At 38.0% G+C, this 22,844-nt stretch carries 21 protein-coding genes and 1 pseudogene; 10 read left to right on the forward strand and 12 right to left on the reverse strand.

Annotated features, from left to right (window positions below; all coding sequences use genetic code 11):
• Positions 1-23 precede the first annotated feature (23 nt).
• The 3 genes from JHT90_RS10885 to JHT90_RS10895 all read right to left on the reverse strand — a co-directional run bounded on the left by JHT90_RS10885 (position 24) and on the right by JHT90_RS10895 (position 2,779).
• On the reverse strand, positions 24-512 hold the full coding sequence (locus JHT90_RS10885; RefSeq protein WP_201090864.1) for a C40 family peptidase: 489 nt from the start codon (positions 510-512) through the stop codon (positions 24-26).
• Between the two features lie 133 nt (positions 513-645).
• Entirely contained in the window at positions 646-1,269 is a 624-nt protein-coding gene (locus tag JHT90_RS10890) for a C40 family peptidase (RefSeq protein WP_236253922.1), read from the reverse strand.
• A gap of 235 nt (positions 1,270-1,504) precedes the next feature.
• Entirely contained in the window at positions 1,505-2,779 is a 1,275-nt protein-coding gene (locus JHT90_RS10895; RefSeq protein WP_201090866.1) for a bifunctional O-acetylhomoserine aminocarboxypropyltransferase/cysteine synthase, read from the reverse strand.
• Positions 2,780-2,971: 192 nt separating this feature from the next.
• On the opposite strand from JHT90_RS10895, the gene JHT90_RS10900 reads away from it, so the two are divergent.
• Positions 2,972-3,982 (forward strand): AI-2E family transporter, encoded by a 1,011-nt coding sequence (locus JHT90_RS10900; protein WP_201090874.1) that lies wholly within the window; start codon positions 2,972-2,974, stop codon positions 3,980-3,982.
• A gap of 41 nt (positions 3,983-4,023) precedes the next feature.
• Here the strand turns inward: JHT90_RS10900 and JHT90_RS10905 are convergent, their stop codons facing one another.
• Genes JHT90_RS10905 through JHT90_RS10920 form a run of 4 tightly spaced genes read right to left on the reverse strand, consistent with a single transcriptional unit; the run spans position 4,024 to position 9,215 of the window.
• Positions 4,024-5,364 (reverse strand): glutamine synthetase family protein, encoded by a 1,341-nt coding sequence (locus JHT90_RS10905; RefSeq protein ID WP_201090876.1) that lies wholly within the window; start codon positions 5,362-5,364, stop codon positions 4,024-4,026.
• Positions 5,365-5,384: 20 nt separating this feature from the next.
• Entirely contained in the window at positions 5,385-8,036 is a 2,652-nt protein-coding gene (gene pepN / locus JHT90_RS10910; RefSeq protein WP_201090878.1) for an aminopeptidase N, read from the reverse strand.
• A 58-nt stretch (positions 8,037-8,094) separates the two neighbouring features.
• Entirely contained in the window at positions 8,095-8,937 is an 843-nt protein-coding gene (locus JHT90_RS10915; RefSeq protein ID WP_201095848.1) for a DUF2797 domain-containing protein, read from the reverse strand.
• Positions 8,938-8,942: 5 nt separating this feature from the next.
• Complete coding sequence (locus tag JHT90_RS10920; RefSeq protein WP_201090880.1) at positions 8,943-9,215, reverse strand: YeaC family protein; 273 nt, start codon at positions 9,213-9,215, stop codon at positions 8,943-8,945.
• Between the two features lie 214 nt (positions 9,216-9,429).
• Here JHT90_RS10920 and JHT90_RS10925 point away from each other — a divergent pair, with 214 nt between their 5' ends.
• From JHT90_RS10925 to efp, 9 genes are all read left to right on the forward strand, one after another.
• Positions 9,430-10,716 (forward strand): citrate synthase, encoded by a 1,287-nt coding sequence (locus tag JHT90_RS10925; RefSeq protein WP_201090885.1) that lies wholly within the window; start codon positions 9,430-9,432, stop codon positions 10,714-10,716.
• 130 nt (positions 10,717-10,846) lie between these two features.
• Positions 10,847-11,230 (forward strand): DUF423 domain-containing protein, encoded by a 384-nt coding sequence (locus JHT90_RS10930; RefSeq protein ID WP_201090886.1) that lies wholly within the window; start codon positions 10,847-10,849, stop codon positions 11,228-11,230.
• A 15-nt stretch (positions 11,231-11,245) separates the two neighbouring features.
• Positions 11,246-11,446, forward strand: a complete 201-nt coding sequence (gene thiS / locus JHT90_RS10935) for a sulfur carrier protein ThiS (protein ID WP_201095849.1) — start codon at positions 11,246-11,248, stop codon at positions 11,444-11,446.
• Between the two features lie 18 nt (positions 11,447-11,464).
• Positions 11,465-12,259 carry a thiazole synthase gene (locus tag JHT90_RS10940; RefSeq protein WP_201090888.1) on the forward strand — a complete coding sequence of 265 codons (795 nt, stop codon included), beginning with the start codon at positions 11,465-11,467 and terminating at the stop codon, positions 12,257-12,259.
• Positions 12,260-12,563: 304 nt separating this feature from the next.
• A complete protein-coding gene (locus JHT90_RS10945; protein ID WP_201090890.1) occupies positions 12,564-12,767 on the forward strand; it encodes a CsbD family protein in 204 nt (67 codons plus the stop codon).
• A 34-nt stretch (positions 12,768-12,801) separates the two neighbouring features.
• A complete protein-coding gene (locus JHT90_RS10950) occupies positions 12,802-12,966 on the forward strand; it encodes a DUF1328 domain-containing protein (protein ID WP_201090892.1) in 165 nt (54 codons plus the stop codon).
• 163 nt (positions 12,967-13,129) lie between these two features.
• On the forward strand, positions 13,130-13,822 hold the full coding sequence (gene trmB, locus JHT90_RS10955; RefSeq protein WP_201090894.1) for a tRNA (guanosine(46)-N7)-methyltransferase TrmB: 693 nt from the start codon (positions 13,130-13,132) through the stop codon (positions 13,820-13,822).
• A complete protein-coding gene (earP, locus tag JHT90_RS10960; RefSeq protein WP_201090902.1) occupies positions 13,822-14,976 on the forward strand; it encodes an elongation factor P maturation arginine rhamnosyltransferase EarP in 1,155 nt (384 codons plus the stop codon). Before trmB ends, earP begins: the two co-directional genes overlap by 1 nt.
• Before the next feature lie 54 nt (positions 14,977-15,030).
• Positions 15,031-15,597, forward strand: coding sequence for an elongation factor P (gene efp / locus JHT90_RS10965; protein WP_201090904.1), 567 nt, complete (start codon positions 15,031-15,033; stop codon positions 15,595-15,597).
• Positions 15,598-15,655: 58 nt separating this feature from the next.
• Here efp and JHT90_RS10970 read toward each other — a convergent pair whose 3' ends face one another.
• The 5 genes and pseudogenes from JHT90_RS10970 to aceE form a co-directional block, all read right to left on the reverse strand.
• The gene (locus JHT90_RS10970; protein WP_201090906.1) at positions 15,656-16,216 is read right to left on the reverse strand and encodes a hypothetical protein; all 561 of its coding nucleotides are present in this window, start codon (positions 16,214-16,216) and stop codon (positions 15,656-15,658) included.
• 351 nt (positions 16,217-16,567) lie between these two features.
• Positions 16,568-17,062: pseudogene (gene msrA / locus JHT90_RS10975) on the reverse strand (peptide-methionine (S)-S-oxide reductase MsrA); the annotation flags it as partial.
• 347 nt (positions 17,063-17,409) lie between these two features.
• Entirely contained in the window at positions 17,410-17,865 is a 456-nt protein-coding gene (panD, locus tag JHT90_RS10980) for an aspartate 1-decarboxylase (RefSeq protein WP_236253923.1), read from the reverse strand.
• A 220-nt stretch (positions 17,866-18,085) separates the two neighbouring features.
• Positions 18,086-20,053: a dihydrolipoyllysine-residue acetyltransferase gene (gene aceF / locus JHT90_RS10985; protein WP_201090910.1), complete on the reverse strand. Its 1,968-nt coding sequence runs from the start codon at positions 20,051-20,053 to the stop codon at positions 18,086-18,088.
• A gap of 24 nt (positions 20,054-20,077) precedes the next feature.
• Entirely contained in the window at positions 20,078-22,729 is a 2,652-nt protein-coding gene (gene aceE / locus JHT90_RS10990; protein ID WP_201090911.1) for a pyruvate dehydrogenase (acetyl-transferring), homodimeric type, read from the reverse strand.
• Positions 22,730-22,844: the final 115 nt, after the last annotated feature.

The following is a 22,844-nucleotide window of genomic DNA, read 5'->3' on the forward strand; positions in this document are numbered from 1 at the left end:
TATTAAATGACTATTCTATTATGTCACTTTTGAATAATTCTTTTACCTAATACAAAGGTTTTATTCCAATAACTTTCATTTAAATTATTAAGACGTACCACTCCACCAGAACTAGGAGCATGTACAAAACGACCATCACCCACATAAATTCCTGCATGGCTTACACTATAGCCACCATTGGTAGCAAAAAACACCAAATCACCTGTTTTTAATGAATTACGTTTTACGGTAGGTGTCGCCATACTGCTCATTGCTTTAGTAGTACGTGGTAATTTTATGCCAGAGTTATTGTAAACATAGACGATTAGACCACTGCAATCAAAACCTGACTCAGGTGTATTGCCGCCCCAAATATAAGGTGTACCTATAAGACTCATTGCGCTAATAGAAACCTCGTCAGCGCTGGCTGGAAATTTAGCCGTAACAATAGGAGCAGTTCGTGTAGTCTGTTCATTCGTAGAACAAGCTGAAATTCCCAGTAGAATCCCTAGAATAAGAAGCATCCTCAACATATAACCTCCACCTAGATAACTCATGCTTTAATGACACTTGCAATACAAACTAATACTACTTAATTCAAAACCCTTAAAAAATTGTTATTATTATAAACATGTGTTTCAACATTTTCACAGTAAAAAATCACTATTAGTTTAGAATTCGTTTAGCTTCAACAAAACTAACGTTCCAATAATTGTTATTTAAACTGTCAATACGAACACCTTTGCGCTCGTTAGCAGAGTGAATAAAGTTATCGTTACCAATATAAATACCTGTGTGGCTAACTTGGCGACCACGTCCTGTAGCAAAAAACAGAACATCGCCTGGTTTTAATTTGGTTTTTGCCACTCTTGGCGCATCTACTTTAATCAATTGGCTTGTAGATCTTGGTAAATCAACACCCGCTTCTTTTTGATACAAGTAACCTACAAGGCCACTGCAATCAAAACCTGTTTTTACTGATTGACCACCATAACGGTAAGGAGTACCCAATAAAGAAACACCGCGAGAAATAATGCCATTAATGGCAGGAGAATTACTTGGCTTTTGAGTACGATTGAAATCCCCTTCTTGTGCTACAAATGCTTGTTTAAGCCCAAATAAGGAAGTGTCAATGGTATCTTTTTGTTGATAATGCAGTTCTCTATTAAGAGACAAATCGAAAGGTGAGGAAGGCGGAGGAGAAGCGACAAGTGATTGATTCTCACTCTGTCGATTAACACATCCCGTCATCCAAAAAACACAAATTAACAAAATTATTAATTTCTTCATCTACCCAAACCCTAAAAACAAACCGTGGAATTAAATGAATATCCAATAAGATTAAGTTAAATACATAACAAAAAGTCGTATTATACGGAAAGAATTTATGTTGGGAAATTTTAAATTAAGGTATTTGTTACTAAATTCTTTACACAACCAACCTAAATAACTCTACAACTAAAGGCTAACAAGCTATTTAATACTACGAAAGGTAAATAAAAATTATTTACCTTTCTTATAAAAATCATTGAGTTGCTGCTAATGCTTGTTCAAGATCGGCTAAAATATCATCAATATGCTCAATACCTATTGATAAACGGATCATATCTTGACTAACGCCTGCTTTCTCCAATTCCTCTGCATTTAATTGACGATGAGTAGTAGAGGCAGGATGACAAGCTAATGACTTAGCGTCCCCAATATTCACTAAACGCACCACCAGTTTTAACGCATCAATAAATTTAGCCCCTGCCTCAACGCCACCTTTAATACCAAACGACATGATTGCAGCAGGCGTGCCTTTCATATACTTTTGCGCTAAATTATGCTCTGGATGATTTGGCAAACCTGCGTATTTAACCCAGCTCACTTGCGGATGTTGCGCTAGGTAATGCGCTACCTTCACTGCATTCTCACAATGACGTTCCATGCGTAATGCAAGGGTTTCCGCCCCTTGTAAAATTTGAAAAGCATTAAATGGAGATAATACCGCCCCCATATTGCGTAATGGAATAACACGGCAACGAGCAATATAAGCAGCCTCAGCAAAGGTTTCGGTATAACTTACTCCATGATAAGAAGGATCAGGATTAACCAACATAGGGAAACAGTCTGCATACTTAAGCCAAGGGAATTTACCCGAATCAACCACCATGCCACCCAATGAAGTACCATGCCCTGCGATATATTTTGTTAAAGAATGGACAACAATATCCGCACCGTATTCAAATGGACGGCAAAGTGCAGGGCTTGCAACCGTATTATCAACCACTAAGGGGATACCATGACGGTGAGCAATCTCCGCTAATGCCTCAATATCAACAATATTACCTGCTGGATTACCAATACTTTCGCAAAAAATTAACTTAGTACGATCATCAATTAATTTTTCCAATCCCACTAAATCATCATGTTGAGCAAAGCGTGTTGTTATACCAAAGCGTGGTAAAGTATGGGCTAACAAATTATAAGTACCGCCATACAGCTTAGCCACAGAAACAATATTGTCACCTGCCTCGGTAATTGTCTGAATAGCATAGGTAATAGCAGCCATGCCAGAGGCTAATGCCAACCCTCCAATTCCCCCTTCCAAAGCGGCAATACGTTGTTCTAAAACAGCATTGGTAGGGTTAGTAATACGCGTATAAATATTGCCAGGCACTGCTAAATTAAATAAATCTGCACCATGTTGAGTATCATCAAAAGCATACGAACTGGTTTGATAGATAGGTACTGCCACTGAATGAGTAGTAGGTTCAGGGCTATAACCTGCATGAATAGCCAATGTTTCTAATTTCATAGGGATACTCTCAATAAATTATGATTTTTATAAGTGTAGTTTTTCATTTTAACAATATTACCTAAAAACAAGGTATAAAATCTTAAGAAACAAAATAACTAACCATATAATGATTAGTTATTTTGATTTTACCCTTTAAATAATGGCAATATATTGCACATTCTCAATTAACTGAAAGGCAAATAACGTTTCATGAATAATGCCCGCTCATGGCCTATTAATTTAGCCAGTGTTCTGATTGTCGCTATCAGCCTTATTCTTTTGTTACCTTTAAAACTGCTACCCTGCTTAATTGCAGGCTTGCTAATTTATGAGATTATTGACTCTATCACTAAAGTACTGCAACAACGTATCGCAGGTAGAGTAGCGCGCCTTCTTGCTGTGGGTATATTAACGATTATTGTTATTACAGCCCTTACCATCGCCTTTACCAGTGCCTTCTCCTTTTTAATGCATGAAGCTAATCACCCAGAACAGCTACTGAAAAAGCTATTAATGATTATTGAAAAGGCACGGAATCAATTACCTGAAAGCATTGATCGATACCTGCCTGCTACCGCTGAAGACATTAAAAACCACCTCAGCCAATTTATTATGGGCCATCTAGCCGAACTAAGAAACTTTGGCAAAGGTGCTGCACACTTATTTGTAACGGTACTTATTGGTATGGTGCTAGGTGCTATTATTGCTTTACAACCCACACCATCACCTAATACGTTAAGACCACTGGCAGAAGCCTTATTTACCCGTGTCAGTCGTTTTGCACAAGCATTTCATGATATTGTGTTTGCTCAAATTAAAATATCAATGCTAAATACCTTCTTTACCGCTATTTTCTTACTAACCGTTCCGCATATTTTCGGTGAACATCTACCACTGGTAAAAACCCTTATTCTACTTACCTTTATTGTAGGATTATTGCCTGTTATTGGTAACCTTATTTCCAACACCGTCATCTTTATTGTCGCTATGTCGGTTTCTTTCTGGGTAGCTAGTTGTGTACTGCTCTACCTTATACTTATCCATAAGCTTGAATATTTTTTAAATGCCCGTATTGTTGGTGGGCAAATTCGCGCAAGAGCTTGGGAATTACTAATTGCAATGTTAGTCTTTGAAGCTGCTTTTGGCCTTGCAGGTGTGATTGCCGCCCCCATTTACTATGCTTACCTAAAAAGTGAATTAAGAGCTGAAGAACTTGTATAACCAGTAACCCTATTAAACTAATAGGGCTAATCGCTTATCCTTTAAAGCTGGCCACCTAAATACAACCTTTCCCAAGGGCTAATTTCTTCAAAGAAACTTTGTAACTCTTGGCGTTTAGTAGCAACGAAACCATCTATAAACTCTTGATTAAACAAACCGCTGGCTAATTTGCTTTTTTCTAAACGTTGTAATGCGCCAAACAGTGAATTAGGAACAGTTAACTCATCAGGCACAACAATCTCACCGCTACTTGGCTCAGTAGGCTGACAGTTATTCTCTAACCCATATAAACCCGCTGCTAAAGTAGCAGCAATGGCAAGATAAGGATTAACATCAACTCCCGCTAGACGATTCTCTATTCGTCTAGCCTCTGGACTGCTTACAGGAATACGTAAACCTGCGGCACGATTATCATAAGACCAGCAGACATTATTAGGTGAATAATAAGGGTTATTAAGGCGTTGGAAAGAATTAATATTTGGCGCATAAAATGGGGTTAAATCGCCTAATACGGTTTGTAAACCACCAATATAATTAAAAAACGCTGGTGTGGCTTCACCTTTTTCATCATTAAAAATATTATTACCCGTTTCTTTATTAACAATACTTTGATGAATATGCATAGAGCTACCTGCTACCCCTTCCACAGGTTTAGCCATAAACACAGCTACCATGCCATGTTTTAGCGCCAACTCTTTTACCATAAACTTAAACAATAAAGTCTGGTCAGCAATCAGTAGTGCATTATCATGCACTAAATTTAGCTCAAACTGACTGGTTCCCATTTCATGTTCAAAAGTATCCCGAGGAATACCAAACAACTCCATAGCCTGATAAAGCTCTTGAAAAAAGGGTTGTAAGTTATTATTGGCTGAAACAGTAAAACCAGCCGCCCCTGTTTCACGTCTACCATCCAAGCCAGCAGGCGGTATAAAAGGCTCTTTTGGATCAGCGTTTTTATCAAATAAAAAGAATTCTATTTCGGTAGCCACCACAGGCTCAAGCTTTAACTGGCTGTAACGTTGCAGAATCCGCTTTAACAATACCCGAGAACATAAATTTGATGGCTCACCATTTAACTCATGGGCATCACTTAAAACCAATGCCTTAGGAATAGCTGACCAAGGCAACAAATAAATATGTTGCTCATCAGGATAAACAGCCACATCCCCATCATCCGCGCCATAAAAATGAGTAGGTGGATAGCCGCCCATAATACATTGCAATAATATGCCGCGCGCCATTTGTAAGCGACGACCTGATAGAAATCCCTCGCGACTCATCATCTTACCACGAGGTATACCATTAATATCCGCTATAACACAGGCAACCTCTTTTACATTAGCCAGTTTTTGCTGCAATATCTCTGCTTCAATAGCCATACGATTATTCCATTAGAGTTCTATGCTAAACTTTTACTAACCACTTCATAAACATCACTGGATAGTTTATCCGTCGCCATAATACGTTCTAACTCAGCCTTCATTAACTGCTGACGCTCAGCATCATACTTTCTCCAACGAGTTAGCGGCGTTAATAAACGCGAAGCAATTTGTGGGTTCATCTTATTCAACAGCAATACTTGATCCGCTAAGAACTTATAGCCTGCTCCTGTCTTTTGATGGAAACCAGTAAGGTTATTATTAGCAAAAGCGCCAATTAACGAACGAACCTTATTAGGGTTTTTAATGGTAAAGGCTTTATGCGCCATCAACTCATTTACTCTTGCTAAACTATCACCCACTTGACTATTTGCCTGTACAGCAAACCATTGATCCACTACCAAAGGATCGTCAGCAAATTGCTCATAAAAAGCGCTTAAAGCGTGTTGCTTTTCTTGCTCAAAACAAGAGTTCACTAAATTTGTTAACGCTGCCAACTGTTCCGTCATATTATCGCTGTTATTAAACTGGTCTATACAGGCCGCTAGTACCTCTTTATCCTCTGTAAGCATTAAATAAGAGAGTGCCATATTTTGCAAACTACGACGAGCGCTATGCTCTGCCGCAGGAGAATATGCGGTTTGTTTAGAAATATCCCTATTAGCTTGGTAGCGGCTTAAAAATAAGCCTTTTAAATTAACCGCTAATTGCTTACGAATAAACTGACGTGCAATATGAATAGCCTCTGGATCTGCCACATCACTAATTTCTACTAAATAGTTCTCAGCAGGTAGTGATAGCATTTCAGCTACCATCGCCTGATCTAAAGAATCATCTGCCAACAAGCTAGCATAAGCCTTCTCCAAGCCTTCATCTAAAGTTAAAGGATTACCTGCTTGGTAATTTGCTATTTGTTGTTGGATAGCTTCTATAGCTAAACGTTGACAAGCATCCCAACGATTAAAACCATCGCTATCATGTGCCATTAAAAATAATAAATCTTGTTTACTATAAGGGAAGGTTAATTGTACAGGAGCAGAAAAACCTCTTAATAAAGAAGGTATTGGTTTTTCATTGATATTTTCAAAGGTAAAAGTTTGTTCTGCTTCCGTAATCACCAATACTTTTTCTAACGCAGTAGTTGCGTCATCAACCAACTGTAATGGTAAAGGTTGACCTTGCTTATCTAATAAACCCATTGCTACAGGGATAACAAAGGGCAATTTTTCTTCCTGATTAGGGGTTGGCGGACAGCATTGTTTAAAGATTAAACTATATTGTTTAGTGGTCGCATCATAATGTTCAGTAACCTCTAACTTAGGTGTACCTGCTTGGCTGTACCAACGTTTAAATTGGTTTAAATTTATATCATTAGCATCAGCCAATGCCTTTACAAAATCATCACAAGTCACCGCTTGCCCATCATGGCGCTCAAAATATAAATCTGTTCCCTTTCTAAAACCCTCTTTACCTAACAAAGTATGCAGCATACGTACTACTTCTGCCCCTTTTTCATAGATAGTGACCGTATAGAAATTAGAAATTTCCATATAAGCATCAGGTCGTATTGGGTGTGCCATTGGCCCTGCATCTTCAGCAAACTGATGGGTACGTAAAAAAGCTACATCTTCTATACGTTTTACTGTTTGTGAATTCATATCCGCTGTAAATTCACTGTCTCTAAATACTGTAAAACCTTCTTTTAAAGACAATTGGAACCAATCTCTACAGGTTACTCGATTACCCGACCAGTTATGAAAATACTCATGTGCCACCACAGCTTCGACCCGTTGATGAGCCATATCGGTAGCGGTTTCTGGGCGCGCTAATACACAACTGGTATTAAAAATATTAAGCCCTTTATTCTCCATCGCGCCCATATTAAAATCGCTGACTGCTACGATCATAAAGATATCAAGGTCATATTCACGACCATATACTTCTTCATCCCAACGCATCGAATTTTTTAGACTGGTCATAGCATGGCTTACTTTGCCAATATTTTCAGGCTCTACATAAATGCGTAGATCCACTTCGCGATCATTCATGGTGATAAATTTATCTTCTACACACCACAAATCACCTGCTACTAAAGCAAACAAATAAGCAGGCTTTTTAAAAGGATCTTGCCATGTAGCCCAATGGCGATCATCTTCATCACCCTGCGCGGTTAAATTACCATTAGAAAGTAAAATAGGATAACGTTGCTGCTCTGCCTCAATAGTAGTAGTAAATTTACTCATTACATCAGGCCGATCTAAATAATAAGTAATTTTTCTAAAACCTTCAGCCTCACACTGGGTACAGAACATAGTATTGGATTTATACAAACCTTCTAAAGCGGTATTGGTTTCAGGATGAATACGCACCGTTGTTTTTAACACAAACTTATCTTTGGTTGGTTGTAAGGTGAGGCTTTTCTCATCTACCGTATAACTATTACTATTTAACACCACATTATCCATAGCCACTGTAAGCAATTCTAAATCTTGCCCATCAAGTACTAATTCTGGTAATTGCTCAGTATTTTTACTAGGGTTAAGGCGCATATGTAACTCGGCATGAACCATTGTAAAGCTCTCAAACAACTCAAACTTAAGATGGGTTTCATCTATTAAGTAATCAGGTGCTTGATAATCTTTTAAATAAACAGTTTTTACTGAGTTACTCATTAAAAAACTCCTTCACAGTAAAGCGAATAATAATAGTTGTGATTTTTAAATTAACTTACTATTGTACAGAAACAGTAACTTGATAAGCAGTGTATTTACGAATATTTATAACACCTGTATCCAGCATTAAATATTGGCCTTTAATTCCCAACAATTTGCCCTGTACAACCGATTGTTTATCCAAATTATGGCTGAGTATTTTAGTCGGATATTGTTGAACAGGATAGTTTAATTCTGTAACCTGTTGATTTTCTATTGGTTGTATTGCCTGTATACCAAAAGTAGCCTGTAATTTAGCAATCATTTTATGGCTATTGGTTAAAATACGATCACGTTCAGCTAGCAAATCCAAAGTTGCTGCCTCACCTTTTAATAATTGCCGCCAATTGGTTTTATCGGCTACGTGCTCTCTTAAAATATCTTCCATAAAGCCCGATTGTTGCCGAGTAGCCACACGAAAAATAGGTACTGCCTGTTTGGCGCCTTGATCAATCCAACGGGTAGGTATTTGACTGGCTCGCGTAATGCCAACTTTTAAGCCTGATGAGTTAGCTAGATAGACAATATGATCTGTCATACAAAACTGCTCACCCCACTCAGGGTTTCGACAAGTCCCTGCTGCATAATGGCATTTTTCAGGGCTCATAATGCAAATATCGCATTGTGCTGATTTAATAAAACAAGGATAGCAATAACCTTGCCCATAGCTTTTTGGTGTTTTTTTATGGCAAGCTTGACAAAAAATATTACCCGTAAAATTAATGGCTATATGTTTACCTAAGTAATTATTCAGTAACAATTTATGTTCGCCCAAACATAAAGTATATTGCACAACTGAATCTTGAGCATTAGGCAACGACACCTGCATTTTTTGCAACTGCCCTTCTAGCACCTGATGCAAAATCATTAATGGGTAGTCTTGGTTTTAATAATTATCTTTTCAGCATGCTGATGATCTGCTTCTTGTTGAGATTTGCAGCCAGGTCCGCCAATAAAGCCTGTACGCTCATCTTCTGGTAGATTTTTCAACTCCCACGCTATGATAGCCTGCAAACACGTCTCTCTTTGTTCTGCTGTTAATGTTTTCCCATTAGGCCATTTACCTAATTCGACAGACTGCTTCAAATTCTGGTATATTTCTGGAGTGATTTTCTCTATCATTTCAACATAAGAAGTCATAAAAACTGTTCCCTAATTATTTTTTGAACGGTTATATTATTTATTAGTCTATTATGAGCATGAAAATTTAACAAATATAATATAATATTTTGGAAATTAAATAATTAATGAAAATGTGATACTAACTAAATTATTCTAACTTAAACCGACCAAAAATCTTTAATAATCAAAAAATTAACTGTTTAATAAATAGATTAAACGAGAAGGAGATAACATGGCAGATCATAAAGCTACGCTAACCTTTGATGACGGTACAAACCTAGAACTACCAGTACTTCAAGGGACCTTAGGCGCTAATGTGGTGGATGTAAGAAATCTTGCCTCTACTCATCACTTTACTTATGACCCAGGCTTTATGTCCACTGCCTCTTGTGAGTCAAAAATCACCTATATCGACGGTGATAAAGGTATTTTACTCTATCGAGGCTACCCCATTGAGCAATTAGCAGAATACTCTGACTATTTAGAGGTTTGTTACTTATTATTAAATGGCGAGTTACCAAACGCCCAACAGAAAAAACAATATGAAGATATTGTTCATAACCACACCATGGTTCATGAACAAATGAAAAGCTTCCTAAATGGTTTCCGTCGCGATGCTCACCCAATGGCGGTTATGTGTGGTTTTGTAGGGGCCTTCTCTGCCTTCTACCACGACTCTTTAGACATTAACAACCCTATTCATCGTGAAATAGCCTCTAACCGTTTAGTATCTAAAATGCCTACTATTGCAGCAATGGCATACAAATACTCAATGGGACAACCCATTATGTATCCAGATAATAGCTTAGATTACGCGGCTAATTTCTTACATATGATGTTTAGTAATCCTTGTGAGAAAAAAGAAGTTAACCCTATCTTAGCCAAAGCGATGGATAAAATTTTTATCCTCCACGCTGACCACGAACAAAATGCATCAACCTCTACCGTTCGTTTAGCGGGTTCAACAGGGGCTAATCCGTTTGCTTGTATCGCAGCGGGTATTGCTGCACTATGGGGGCCTGCCCATGGTGGTGCAAACGAAGCAGTACTTACTATGTTAGAAGAAATTGGCAGTGTTAATAATATTGAAAAATATTTAGCCAAAGCTAAAGATAAAGACGATCCATTTAAATTAATGGGCTTTGGTCATCGTGTTTATAAAAACTTCGATCCACGTGCTAAAGTGTTGAAAAAAGCTTGCGATGAAGTTTTAAAAGAACTTGGAATCAATGATCCTCATCTAGAATTAGCGATGAGATTAGAAGAAATCGCACGTAATGATTCTTACTTTGTAGAGCGTAATCTGTATCCAAACGTTGACTTCTATTCTGGCATTATCCTAAAAGCAATTGGTATCCCAACCAGTATGTTTACCGTGATCTTTGCTATCTCTAGAACAGTAGGTTGGATTGCACACTGGAAAGAAATGTTATCAGAGCCTTATAAAATTAGCCGTCCACGCCAACTTTATACAGGCTACCCAGAGCGCGATTTTGTGCCAGTAGATAAACGTAAATAATTTGTTAATCTACTCAAAAGCCTGCTTAATCGCAGGCTTTTTTATGAGCCAAATATACTATATTAAATTACCATATAGTAATTATTCTCAGGTAGAATAGGCGCAGTAATTTTTATTAAAAGGGGTTAGTATGTTTCGTGTATTTCTTACCTTAGCTGGTTTTTTTGGTTTTACAGGGGTCATCCTCGGTTCTTACGCCTCCCATGGGCTAAAATCAGTACTGTCTGAAGCACAAATCCTAACATTCAAACTAGGCGTTCAATACCAACTTTACCACGCTATTGCATTACTTGGCATAGCGGCTCTATGCTATCTATTTTCTAGCCGTCTTATACAAGCATCAGGCTGGTTATTTACCATTGGTATTTTATTCTTTTCAGGTACACTCTACTCCATCACCTATTTTGGCTTACCTAATGTAGGCACTGCACCTATTGGTGGTGTTGCTTTTATTATTGGTTGGTTTTTACTGTGTATTGCAGCATGGAAAATTCCTGCAAAACAAACTATTTAAAGCGAGCTAAGTATGATGAAAATTTATATTAATGGGCAACCCCATGAGCTTACTGAACCAACCACAATCACTGGCTTAATAGAACAGCTTGAATTGACAGGTAAACGTATTGCTATTGAGCTTAATCAAGAAATAGTACCACGAAGCCAGCATTCAGAAACTTTTTTAAAAGAAAATGATCAATTAGAAATCGTCCACGCTATTGGTGGTGGTTAGGCCTAAGGAATCAACAAAATGAATACTACAGTAACAGATAAACCGCTCGTATTAGCAGGTAAAACCTATCAATCACGCTTATTGGTGGGTACTGGTAAATACAAAGATTTTAACGAAACACAACAAGCTATTGAAGCCTCTGGTGCAGAAATTGTGACCTTGGCGGTACGTCGTACTAATATTGGGCAAAATCCTAATGAAGCTAATTTATTAGATGTTATTTCACCTGATAAATATACTATTTTACCTAATACAGCAGGTTGCTTTGATGCTACCGAAGCGGTGAGAACATGCCGTCTAGCCCGCGAGTTGCTAGATGGACATAACCTCGTGAAACTAGAAGTATTAGCCGACCAAAAAACCCTATTTCCTAATGTAGTAGAGACATTAAAAGCAGCCGAAACATTAGTAAAAGAAAACTTTGAAGTAATGGTTTACACCAGTGATGACCCTATTATTGCCCGTCAACTAGCAGAAATAGGTTGTATTGCTGTTATGCCCTTAGCAGGCTTAATTGGTAGCGGTATGGGTATTTGTAACCCTTATAACTTACAAATCATCCTAGAAGAGGCGAAAATCCCTGTATTAGTGGATGCAGGTGTAGGGACTGCCTCAGATGCTACCATTGCTATGGAGTTAGGTTGTGATGCAGTATTAATGAACAGCGCGATTGCCCACGCACAGCAGCCCGTACTGATGGCCGAAGCAATGAAACACGCTATTATTGCAGGCCGTAAAGCTTATTTAGCGGGACGTATGCCGCGCAAGCTTTATGCAACAGCCTCATCACCCTTAGATGGCTTAATAAAATAATTTACTCTCCCTATCAATAAGTCTATTTTTTAATAGATTTATTGATAGAACATTGCTGCGCTTTAGGCTTACTTTTCAGCTCAATAACACCCACATTACCCCTTCTTATTCTTGTCATCATGTTTCAAGAAAGGCCTCATAAATTCCCTAACCTACTGAAAATACTTAAAAAATAATATAACTACCAAGCACATTTATTTGTCTTTTAATTACCATCGTCTAATGGAAGTTGTTGATAAATAAACTTATCTTGAATATGTGCACACAAGACTTAATTTACTTAACCGATTTATGAGGTGCGATTATGAACTGGGATACAGTTAAAGGTAATTGGAAACAAGCTAAAGGCAAGATCAAAGAACAGTGGGGAAAACTCACCGATGACGAAATTGATCAAATTGAAGGCAGACGCGAACAATTGTCTGGAGCAATCCAAAAACAATACGGTCTTACTAAAGATAAAGCCGAAGAACAAATTAAAGATTGGGAAACTCGTCAAAAATATTGATCGAGATTCTAAATGGTTACTATGAGGTATAGCCATGCTTAGATATGCTGTTATTTTCTTTGTTATTGCTCTAATTGCCGCACTATTTGGGTTTGGTGGTATCGCCGCAGGTGCAGCAGGCATAGCAAAAATACTATTCTATGTATTCTTAGTAATTTTTGTTGTTACACTAGTGATGGGACTTGTTGCTCGAAAGTAACCGTTTAACAGCTAGTGACAACTCAATTAAAAGGCTAGTTAACTAGCCTTTTAATTATTCTAACAAAGTGTTTTCTTTTATAATCATTTAAAAAAGTAGCGTTTCCGTTTTTATACTATAAAATACCCACCTAATATTATAGCTCCCTACTTTAGTAATTTTTATGACAGAAACTAACACTCCCCTTCGTACTATTAAAAGCTTTGTAATACGTGCAGGTCGCATGACCCATGGGCAAAAACAGGCCATCGCAACAGGTTGGGATGATTTTGGGCTAGCGCTAGAGCAAGGCTTATTAGACTATCAACAAATCTTTAACAGAACAGCACCTGTTACCCTTGAAATTGGTTTTGGTATGGGGCAATCACTTTGTACAATGGCAGAACAAGCGCCTGAGCAAGATTTTATTGGTATCGAAGTGCATAAACCTGGGGTAGGGGCTTTAATCACGTTACTACAGGAAAAACACCTTAATAATGTTCGCGTGTTTAATTGCGATGCCATTGAAGTGCTTAATAATTGTATTGCTGACAACAGCCTAGATCGCTTACTGCTCTTTTTCCCTGATCCTTGGCATAAGAAACGTCACCATAAACGCCGTATAGTACAAGCTGAATTTGCCCAACTGGTAAGAAATAAACTTAAAATAGGCGGTATCTTTCATATGGCTACCGATTGGCAGCCCTACGCAGAACATATGTTAGAAGTTATGCAAGCGGCACAAGGCTATAAAAATCTAGCCACCGATAATAGCTATATTCCACGACCAGAAGAAAGACCAAAAACTAAATTTGAAACACGGGGCGAACGCTTAGGCCACGGTGTTTGGGATTTAAAATTTCAACGTATTGCTTAATGGGTAAGTTTCCTCCCCACACTAAATGGGATATATTTTGTAGTGTCATTGATAACTATGGTGATATAGGGGTTTGCTGGCGCTTAGCAAGGCAACTTGCCCATGAACAAAATCAGTGTGTTAGATTATGGGTGGATGATCTTTATAGCTTTCAAAAACTCTGCCCTGTTATAAACCCACAACTTACAGAACAAACCATTGCTGCTATTGAAATCAGGCAGTGGCATAAGCAATGGCAATCTATTGAACCTGCTGATATTGTAATAGAAGCTTTCGCCTGTAATATTCCCACTGCTTACCAACAGGCAATGCAAACAGCTAATAAAGCTATTTTATGGCTAAATTTAGAATACCTAACCTATGAAAAATGGTCTATTGATTTTCATGCGCTACCCTCGCCACAAACCAATCAGCTAAATAAATACTTCTTTTTTACGGGTTTAGAAGAAACTGGCAGTGTTATTAGAGAAAGCCATTTACTTGAGCAAGCTGAACACTTTCAAAATAACCCCCATCTACAACAACAATTTTTAAGCCAGTTAGGGGTTACAAAACAACCAGATCATTATTTAATGCTATTATTTAGCTATGCCAATCACGGGCTCGCTGAATGGCTAGATACCTTACAAAAAAGTGATAAACCCTATCAGCTACTTATCCCCCAAACACCTTTACTCAATAATCTGGCTGATTATTTAAATATCGATAGATCACTATTAATCGCAGGTTACCAATACCAACAAGACGCTCTTAGTATTCAAATTATTCCTTTTGTAACTCAACAGGATTTTGATAAATTGCTGTGGTGTACTGACTATAACCTTATTAGAGGTGAAGACTCATTTGTTAGGGCGCAATATGCAGGAAAACCTATGTTGTGGCATATCTACCCACAACAAGAAAATGCGCATTTAACAAAACTACAGGCTTTTCTAGATTATTATTTAACAGACTTATCAGCAGAGGCACAACAAGCCACTATTGATTGGTGGTTTGCTTGGAATAACCAGCAGAACTTAACAGATAGTTGGCTAAATTATCAACAACACCTCCCTCAATTAGAAAAACAGGCAATAAATTGGGCAAAAAAGCAAAAAACTGTTACAGATTTGATCACAAAACTAGCCAAACTTTATAAAAATTGGCTATCATAAGCAGTTCTAAAATTTTATATAAAGTACCAATCAGATAAATTAACGGATATCCTAATGAAAACCGCTCAAGAATTTCGTGCTGGCCAAGTAATGAATATTAATGATGCACCATGGGTTGTGCAAAAAACTGAATTTAATAAATCAGGCCGCAACGCTGCTGTTGTAAAAATGAAGTTAAAAAATATTTTAACGGGTGCTGTAACAGAAAATGTTTACAAAGCAGACGATAAATTAGAACCTATCATTCTAGAACGTAAAGAAGTAACTTATTCTTATTTTGCTGATCCTAACTTTGTATTTATGGACAATGAATATAATCAATACGAAGTAGAAGCAGATGATTTAGGTGATGCTGTTCATTTTATTGAAGATGGCATTCAAGACGTTTGTGAAGCTGTATTTTATGATGGCCGTGTGATTTCTGTTGAATTACCAACCACCATCGTTCGCCAAATCGCTTATACTGAACCAGCTGTACGTGGTGATACTTCTGGTAAAGTAATGAAAGTAGCTCGTCTCAACACTGGCTATGAATTAAAAGTATCAGAGTTCTGTGAAATCGGTGACTATATCGAAATCGATACACGTACTAACGAATACAAAGCACGCGCTAAAGTATAATGCTTACTAAGTTTCTGGTAATTATGGGCAGTAATTACCAGAAAACCCCTATTGCAAATTATATATTCTTTCCTTTGCTAGGTGTTATTACTTGGTAGAACAATGCAATCAATACCCCTATCACAAAAAATAAACCAAAATATCGTTTATAAGTAAGAGCACTAGGTTGATAACCTTTAGCTAACATCTGTGCATATTGCAATGGAAAACTATCTGCACTATTATTTTTATCGATAATTACTCTCTCCGTAAACTCTCCTTTATAACTAAAATTTGAGCTTGCAAAATATTTTAGTAATCTGCTATCAACCAATACTTGTCCATAATAATATTTGCCATCTACTTGGTAAGAATAATTATATTGATGCTCTCTTTCATGTTTGCCTCGAAGAAAACCTACAGGCTTTTGTGCTCCACTGTATTTTATTTTGGCTTCAACAATACAATTTAAACAATCTTGTTGTAATAACCGATTCGCTTTATCTTTTACTAATAAAAACTCCCTATATAAACCATCATTTGTAAAAAAGAGAGCTAAGCCTATTCCGAATGCTATTAGAAGCATAATTATTTTCATTGGTTTAGACTTTACTTCTATTCCTGGTCGAGAACGCAGCACTTAACACTCCATTATTATTTTATAATTTTAGAAGATAATAATTGATCTATTAAAAAATGGAAATTGAAAAATACTAAAGGGGGCATAGCCCCCTTTCTTATTGATACTGCTTTTATAATTCTTATTTTAATGATGCGTTTTATTATTCTTATTCAACCGCTAAACTAATTTTCATATTATCACTCTGTTATTGTTTTTCTTGTAATTATATAAGAGCATAAACCATGCCAAATTAAAAATATCTATATATATCAATATCTTAAATAATTAATGCGAAAGCTGCCATTTTTTATAGGTAATGATTGTTACCTTTCCTCCCATTAATGTTACCTAAAATAGTGCTCTGCTAAATTAAAATACACATTCCACTCCCGTTCCCTTTAATCCACAGTAACCATTTGGATTTTTTTGTAAATATCGCTGATGATATTGTTCTGCAAAATAAAACTCTGGTGCTTGTTTAATTTCTGTAGTGATAGTGCGATACCCTTTTGCACTAAGCTGTTGTTGATAAGTCTCTTTACTGGCTAATGCTTCTTCTAATTGTTGCTCTGAATAGCAGTAAATAACCGAGCGATATTGGCTACCAATATCATTACCTTGACGCATACCTTGGGTAGGGTCATGATTTTCCCAAAATATTTTTAATAATTCATCAAAAGAAATAATCTCAGGATCATAAACCACTATCACTACCTCTGCATGTCCTGTATTACCTCCACAAACTTCCTCATAACTAGGGTTTGCCGTATGACCACCTGCATAACCAACAGCGGTTCCCAACACACCCTCTTGTTGCCAAAATAATCGCTCTACGCCCCAAAAACAGCCCATACCAAACACAACTTTTTCTAAACGGTCAGATAAGTTCGCTAAATCTTCTTTTGTTAATTGTTTACAAGACATAATAAAAACCCTCAACTTTAAAAAACATCTATTAAAGATTCTACTCTGTTTAGCTATTTTGTATTTAACCTGTTAGTCTTATTTATGATAATAGCTATACAACTATTCAAGCTGTAGTTATTGCAATGACTTAGTTTATTAGCAGAAATGATTAACAGCTTTATATTGCAACTGTTCCTTAAAAGAACAACACAAGACATAAAACTAGCTAACAAATATGGGGATCACTTCCACCCTTTACAAGCAGTAGAAATAATAAAAGAATACAGAATTAGCTCAGAAAATAATTAATGAGCTAATCTTTTTTCGGAATAACGTTCATGGGCACGGCTAGGCACTTCACCCGCAGCCAGTTGCTCCATACTAGGTGTTTGGTAAGTAAAAACCTCAGTAATATGATTATTATCATCTACCATTACTGCTTTTGACTTACGACCTACTAATTGGCTTACTGGGCATTGCTCATAAGCCATTAAAATAGCCAAGTCGCCTTTATTAAATAAATGGGCAGCAGCACCATTTAAGCAAATCTCACCTGCCCCTTTAGTACCAGGAATAACATAAGTCTGGAGGCGATTACCATTGGTAATATTCACCACATCAATTTGGGTATAAGGTAAAATACCACTGGCCTCTAGTAGTAATGGGTCAATGGTAATAGAACCCACATAATCCAAATTCGCCTCAGTTACCCGACAACGATGGATTTTACCGTACATAAATAAACGTGTAGCTTCTTGCACTTTTGAACCTTCTACTTAGCACTAACACTGATAAAGTCAGTTGACCTTCAGGATGGCTATTATACTAGTAATTTTTTAAAAACAAGTATTTTTTTTATTGTAAATATCAGCATATTGTTTCAAAAGCCGCTATTTTCCGCAAAATCACCGCCATATAACGATTTTATTAATAAAAATAAAAAAGCCCCTCTTAAGAGGGGCTTTTTACAGCTACTAATGTTTAAAGTAACATTGAACGGATATCTGCCAACACGTCCGCTAAACGCTTAGTAAAGCGTGCTGCTGCTGCACCATTAATCACACGGTGATCGTATGATAATGATAAGGGCAACATTAAGCGTGGTTGGAAGCCTTTACCGTCCCAAACGGGTTGCATAGTTGCTTTATTCACACCAAGAATAGCTACCTCAGGGGCATTAACGATAGGTGTAAAACCTGTACCGCCAATATGACCTAAACTAGAAATAGTGAAACAAGCGCCTTGCATTTCGTCTGGTTTTAACTTCTTATCCCGTGCTTTAGCCGCTAAATCAGCCGCTTCTTTCGCTAACTCAAATAAGCTCTTCTTATCTGCATCGCGAATAACAGGCACTAATAAGCCATCGGGCGTATCAACCGCAAAGCCAATATGCACATACTTCTTACGGATAAGTGCTTTACCACTAGGCACTAAAGAACTGTTAAAGTCTGGCATTTCTAACAATAGATATGCACAAGCCTTAATTAAGAAAGGTAACAAGGTGAGCTTAACGCCTTTCTTATCACCTAGTGCTTTTTGCGCCACACGGAATGCTTCAAGCTCAGTAATATCAGACTGATCGAACTGAGTAACATGTGGCACGTTAACCCAACTGCGATGTAAATTGACTGCAGCGATTTGCATTAAGCGCGTCATGGCTACTTCTTCAATCTCACCAAAGCGACTGAAATCTACTTCAGGGATTGGAGGAATGCCAGAACCACCAGTAACAGCTGCACCACCGCCAGACTTAGCTTGTTGCATTTGTTGCTTAACATAACTTTGCACGTCTTCTTTAAGAATCCGTCCCCGTGGACCAGTTGCTTTAACTGCAGCTAAATCCACCCCAAAATCACGAGCGATCATACGAACCGCAGGGCCTGCATGAACTTTTTTACTGCTACCAGACGCTTCTGCTTGCTTACTAGCAGGTGCCGCAGTAGCGGTAGCCGTAGCTCGCACTTGGTTAGCAGAAGGTGAGGTTTGTGCTACATCAGTAGTTTGCTGTTTAGCTGGTTCAGCATTATCAGTAGCAGTACTATCGCCTTCCACTTCTAATTCAAGCATTGGGTCACCATCTTTTAATGAGTCACCCATCTTAAATAATAACTTCTTAACAATACCTGCTTTAGGGGTTGGTACTTCCATACTAGCTTTAGCAGATTCTAGGGTAACAATGCTTTGCTCAGCTTCTACCTTATCGCCTACTTTTACTAATATTTCAATAACTTCGCCTTCACCACCAATATTAGGTACGTTAATTTGCTCTACACCACCTTTAGTAGCTGGTGCTTGTGCCGCAGCTTTAGGTGTTGCCGCTGGTGCTTCTTCTTGCTTAGCAGGTTCAGCTTGTGCAGGAGCAGGAGTAACATCACCCTCAACCTCTAACTCAAGCATTGGGTCACCATCTTTTAGTGAGTCACCCATTTTGAATAATAGCTTCTTAACAATACCTGCTTTAGGTGTAGGTACTTCCATACTGGCTTTAGCTGACTCTAGCGTTACAATGCTTTGTTCAGCTTCAACACGGTCACCCACCTTAACAAGAATCTCAATAACTTCACCTTCGCCACCAATGTTAGGTACATTGATTTGCTCTACACCACCTTTAGCTTTTGCTGCTGGTTTTTCAGCGGCTGCTTTAGGTTCAGCTTTAGCTTCTTGTTGAGGCTCTGCTTTTTGCTCTTTAGCAGGTTCAGCTTGCTTAGCTTCTGAACTACCTTCAGTTTCTAATTCAAGCATAGGATCACCTTCTTTCAAGGTATCTCCCATCTTAAATAGAATTTTCTTAACAACCCCTGCCTTAACACTAGGTACTTCCATACTGGCTTTAGCTGATTCTAGAGTTACTATGCTTTGCTCGGCCTCAATACGATCACCAACCTTTACAAGTATCTCAATAACCTCGCCTTCTCCGCCAATATTGGGTACGTGAATAGTTTCACTCATTTGTATTCTCCTATTCCGTAGCCATTAGCAATCAAGTGGATTAGTTTTTTCTGGATCAATACCAAACTTCTTAATCGCATCAGCCACCACGGTTGGTTTAATCTCACCACGTGCTGCTAGGGCTTCTAACGCAGCCACTACAATCCAATGACGATCTACTTCAAAGAAGTTACGTAAGTTAGCACGGCTATCACTACGCCCGAAACCATCAGTACCTAACACTTTATAATCCGTAGGCACCCATTGACGTACTTGATCCGCTAATAACTTCATATAGTCTGTTGAAGCAATAACTGGACCTTGTGCTTTTTCTAGGCACTCGGTGATATATGCTTTCTTAGGTTTAGCCGTTGGGTGTAAACGGTTCCAACGCTCAACTTCTAAACCATCGCGACGTAATTCATTAAAGCTTGGTACGCTCCATACATCAGCAGCCACTTTATATTCTTTACGAAGAATCTCAGCAGCAGCACGTACTTCACGTAAAATAGAGCCCGCACCTAACAGTTGAACACGTTGTTTAGATTTAGACTTATCAGCTTCTAATAAGTACATACCTTTTACAATCGCTTCTTCAACACCTTTAACTTTAGGTAACGCAGGTTGAATATAATTTTCGTTTAGCACGGTTAAGTAATAGAAAATACTCTTACCTTCTTCCACCATTTCTTTAATACCATGGCGGATGATGATAGCTAACTCATAAGCATAGGTTGGATCATAACTACGGCAATTAGGAATAGTACCTGCAAGAATATGGCTATGGCCATCTTCATGCTGCAAACCTTCACCATTTAATGTAGTACGACCTGATGTACCGCCAATTAAGAACCCATTGGCACGGCTATCACCTGCCGCCCAAGCCAAGTCACCTATACGTTGGAAACCAAACATAGAATAGAACACATAGAAAGGTAACATGGGTTGATTATGGGTACTATAAGAAGTACCTGCAGCAATCCAAGAGGACATTGCACCTGCTTCGTTGATACCTTCTTCTAAAATTTGACCTTTCTTATCTTCACGATAGAACATCACTTGGTCTTTATCTACTGGCTCATATAACTGACCCACAGATGAATAGATACCCAATTGACGGAACATACCTTCCATACCGAAAGTACGCGCTTCATCAGGAACGATAGGAACGATACGGCTACCAAGATCTTTATCTTTTACTAAATGCGCTAAGATACGCACAAATGACATAGTAGTAGAGATTTCACGATCACCAGAACCATCTAAAATTGCTTTTAAGGTATCTAATGATGGTGTAGGAATACTAATACTCTTAGTGCGACGACTAGGAACATAGCCACCTAACGCTTCACGACGGGAACGAATATATTTAATTTCAGGGCTATCTTCAGCAGGACGGAAGAATGGAATATTGCCAATATCTTTATCAGATACAGGTACATCAAACTTATCACGGAAGTTTTTAATAACTGCATCAGTTAACTTCTTATCGTTATGGGCAGTATTTTGACCCGCTGTACCTAAGATACCATAACCTTTAATGGTCTTAGCTAAGATAACCGTTGGTTGTCCAACGTGATTTACCGCTTGATGGTAAGCAGCATACACTTTAAATGGATCATGACCACCGCGGTTTAATGCCCAAATATCATCATCACTCAAATCCTTAACCATGTCTAACAGTTCAGGATAAGCGCCAAAGAAATGCTTACGAACAAAAGCACCATCTTTTGCTTTATAGTTTTGATAATCTCCGTCTACTACTTCTTCCATACGGCGTTGTAATAAACCATCTTTATCTTTAGCAAATAAAGGATCCCATAAACGACCCCAAATTACTTTATTTACATTCCAACCAGCACCACGGAATACACCTTCAAGTTCTTGAATGATTTTACCGTTACCACGTACAGGGCCATCTAAACGCTGTAAGTTACAGTTAATCACAAAAATAAGGTTATCTAATTTTTCGCGGCCTGCTAATGAAATAGCACCTAAGGTTTCTGGCTCATCTGTTTCGCCATCACCAATAAAACACCATACTTTTTGTTTACCTGGGGTAATAAAACCACGATGTTCTAAGTATTTCATAAAACGAGCTTGGTAAATCGCTTGGATTGGCCCTAAACCCATAGATACGGTTGGGAACTGCCAAAAATCTGGCATTAACCAAGGATGTGGGTATGAGGATAAACCTTTACCACCCACTTCTTGACGATAATTATCTAATTGCTCTTCTGTTAAACGACCTTCAATAAATGCACGGGCATAGATACCTGGTGCAGTATGGCCTTGGAAAAATACCAAGTCACCACCATGTTCTTCTGTAGGGCCTTTAAAGAAATAGTTAAAACCAACATCATAAAGCGTTGCACTGGAAGCAAAACTACCAATATGTCCACCTAGATCAGGATCTTTACGGTTAGCACGCACCACCATCGCCATTGCATTCCAACGGACTAATGAGCGGATACGACGCTCCATAAACATATCACCAGGTAATGGCGGTTCTTCAGTTAATGGAATCGTATTACGATAAGGTGTATTAATCGTATAAGGTAGTTTTACACCATTGCGTGTCGCCCACTCTCCCATTCTAGTCATCAAGTATTGAGCGCGTTCTTCACCCTCGTTCTCAACCACTGACTCTAGGGAATCAACCCATTCTTTTGTTTCTATGGGATCAAGATCTTGCATAGCTTGCTCCAGTCTCTATAGTAAAGCTTCTTTTGAAAGCTGTGAAATTCACAATCCTGTTATAGATTGTTAATCGCTTATTTATAATCGGCTTATAAACTACTAAGCCTCTTTT

The organism is Entomomonas asaccharolytica (assembly GCF_016653615.1).
GTDB classification, from domain to species: Bacteria; Pseudomonadota; Gammaproteobacteria; order Pseudomonadales; family Pseudomonadaceae; genus Entomomonas; species Entomomonas asaccharolytica.

Coding starts and splice junctions, on each gene's coding strand:
- JHT90_RS10885 (WP_201090864.1), bottom strand. CDS start 512: ATGTTGAGGATGCTTCTTATTCTAGGGATTCTACTGGGAATTTCAGCT.
- JHT90_RS10890 (WP_236253922.1), bottom strand. CDS start 1,269: ATGAAGAAATTAATAATTTTGTTAATTTGTGTTTTTTGGATGACGGGA.
- JHT90_RS10895 (WP_201090866.1), bottom strand. CDS start 2,779: ATGAAATTAGAAACATTGGCTATTCATGCAGGTTATAGCCCTGAACCT.
- JHT90_RS10900 (WP_201090874.1), top strand. CDS start 2,972: ATGAATAATGCCCGCTCATGGCCTATTAATTTAGCCAGTGTTCTGATT.
- JHT90_RS10905 (WP_201090876.1), bottom strand. CDS start 5,364: ATGGCTATTGAAGCAGAGATATTGCAGCAAAAACTGGCTAATGTAAAA.
- pepN (WP_201090878.1), bottom strand. CDS start 8,036: ATGAGTAACTCAGTAAAAACTGTTTATTTAAAAGATTATCAAGCACCT.
- JHT90_RS10920 (WP_201090880.1), bottom strand. CDS start 9,215: ATGACTTCTTATGTTGAAATGATAGAGAAAATCACTCCAGAAATATAC.
- JHT90_RS10925 (WP_201090885.1), top strand. CDS start 9,430: ATGGCAGATCATAAAGCTACGCTAACCTTTGATGACGGTACAAACCTA.
- JHT90_RS10930 (WP_201090886.1), top strand. CDS start 10,847: ATGTTTCGTGTATTTCTTACCTTAGCTGGTTTTTTTGGTTTTACAGGG.
- thiS (WP_201095849.1), top strand. CDS start 11,246: ATGAAAATTTATATTAATGGGCAACCCCATGAGCTTACTGAACCAACC.
- JHT90_RS10940 (WP_201090888.1), top strand. CDS start 11,465: ATGAATACTACAGTAACAGATAAACCGCTCGTATTAGCAGGTAAAACC.
- JHT90_RS10945 (WP_201090890.1), top strand. CDS start 12,564: ATGAACTGGGATACAGTTAAAGGTAATTGGAAACAAGCTAAAGGCAAG.
- JHT90_RS10950 (WP_201090892.1), top strand. CDS start 12,802: ATGCTTAGATATGCTGTTATTTTCTTTGTTATTGCTCTAATTGCCGCA.
- trmB (WP_201090894.1), top strand. CDS start 13,130: ATGACAGAAACTAACACTCCCCTTCGTACTATTAAAAGCTTTGTAATA.
- earP (WP_201090902.1), top strand. CDS start 13,822: ATGGGTAAGTTTCCTCCCCACACTAAATGGGATATATTTTGTAGTGTC.
- efp (WP_201090904.1), top strand. CDS start 15,031: ATGAAAACCGCTCAAGAATTTCGTGCTGGCCAAGTAATGAATATTAAT.
- aceF (WP_201090910.1), bottom strand. CDS start 20,053: ATGAGTGAAACTATTCACGTACCCAATATTGGCGGAGAAGGCGAGGTT.
- aceE (WP_201090911.1), bottom strand. CDS start 22,729: ATGCAAGATCTTGATCCCATAGAAACAAAAGAATGGGTTGATTCCCTA.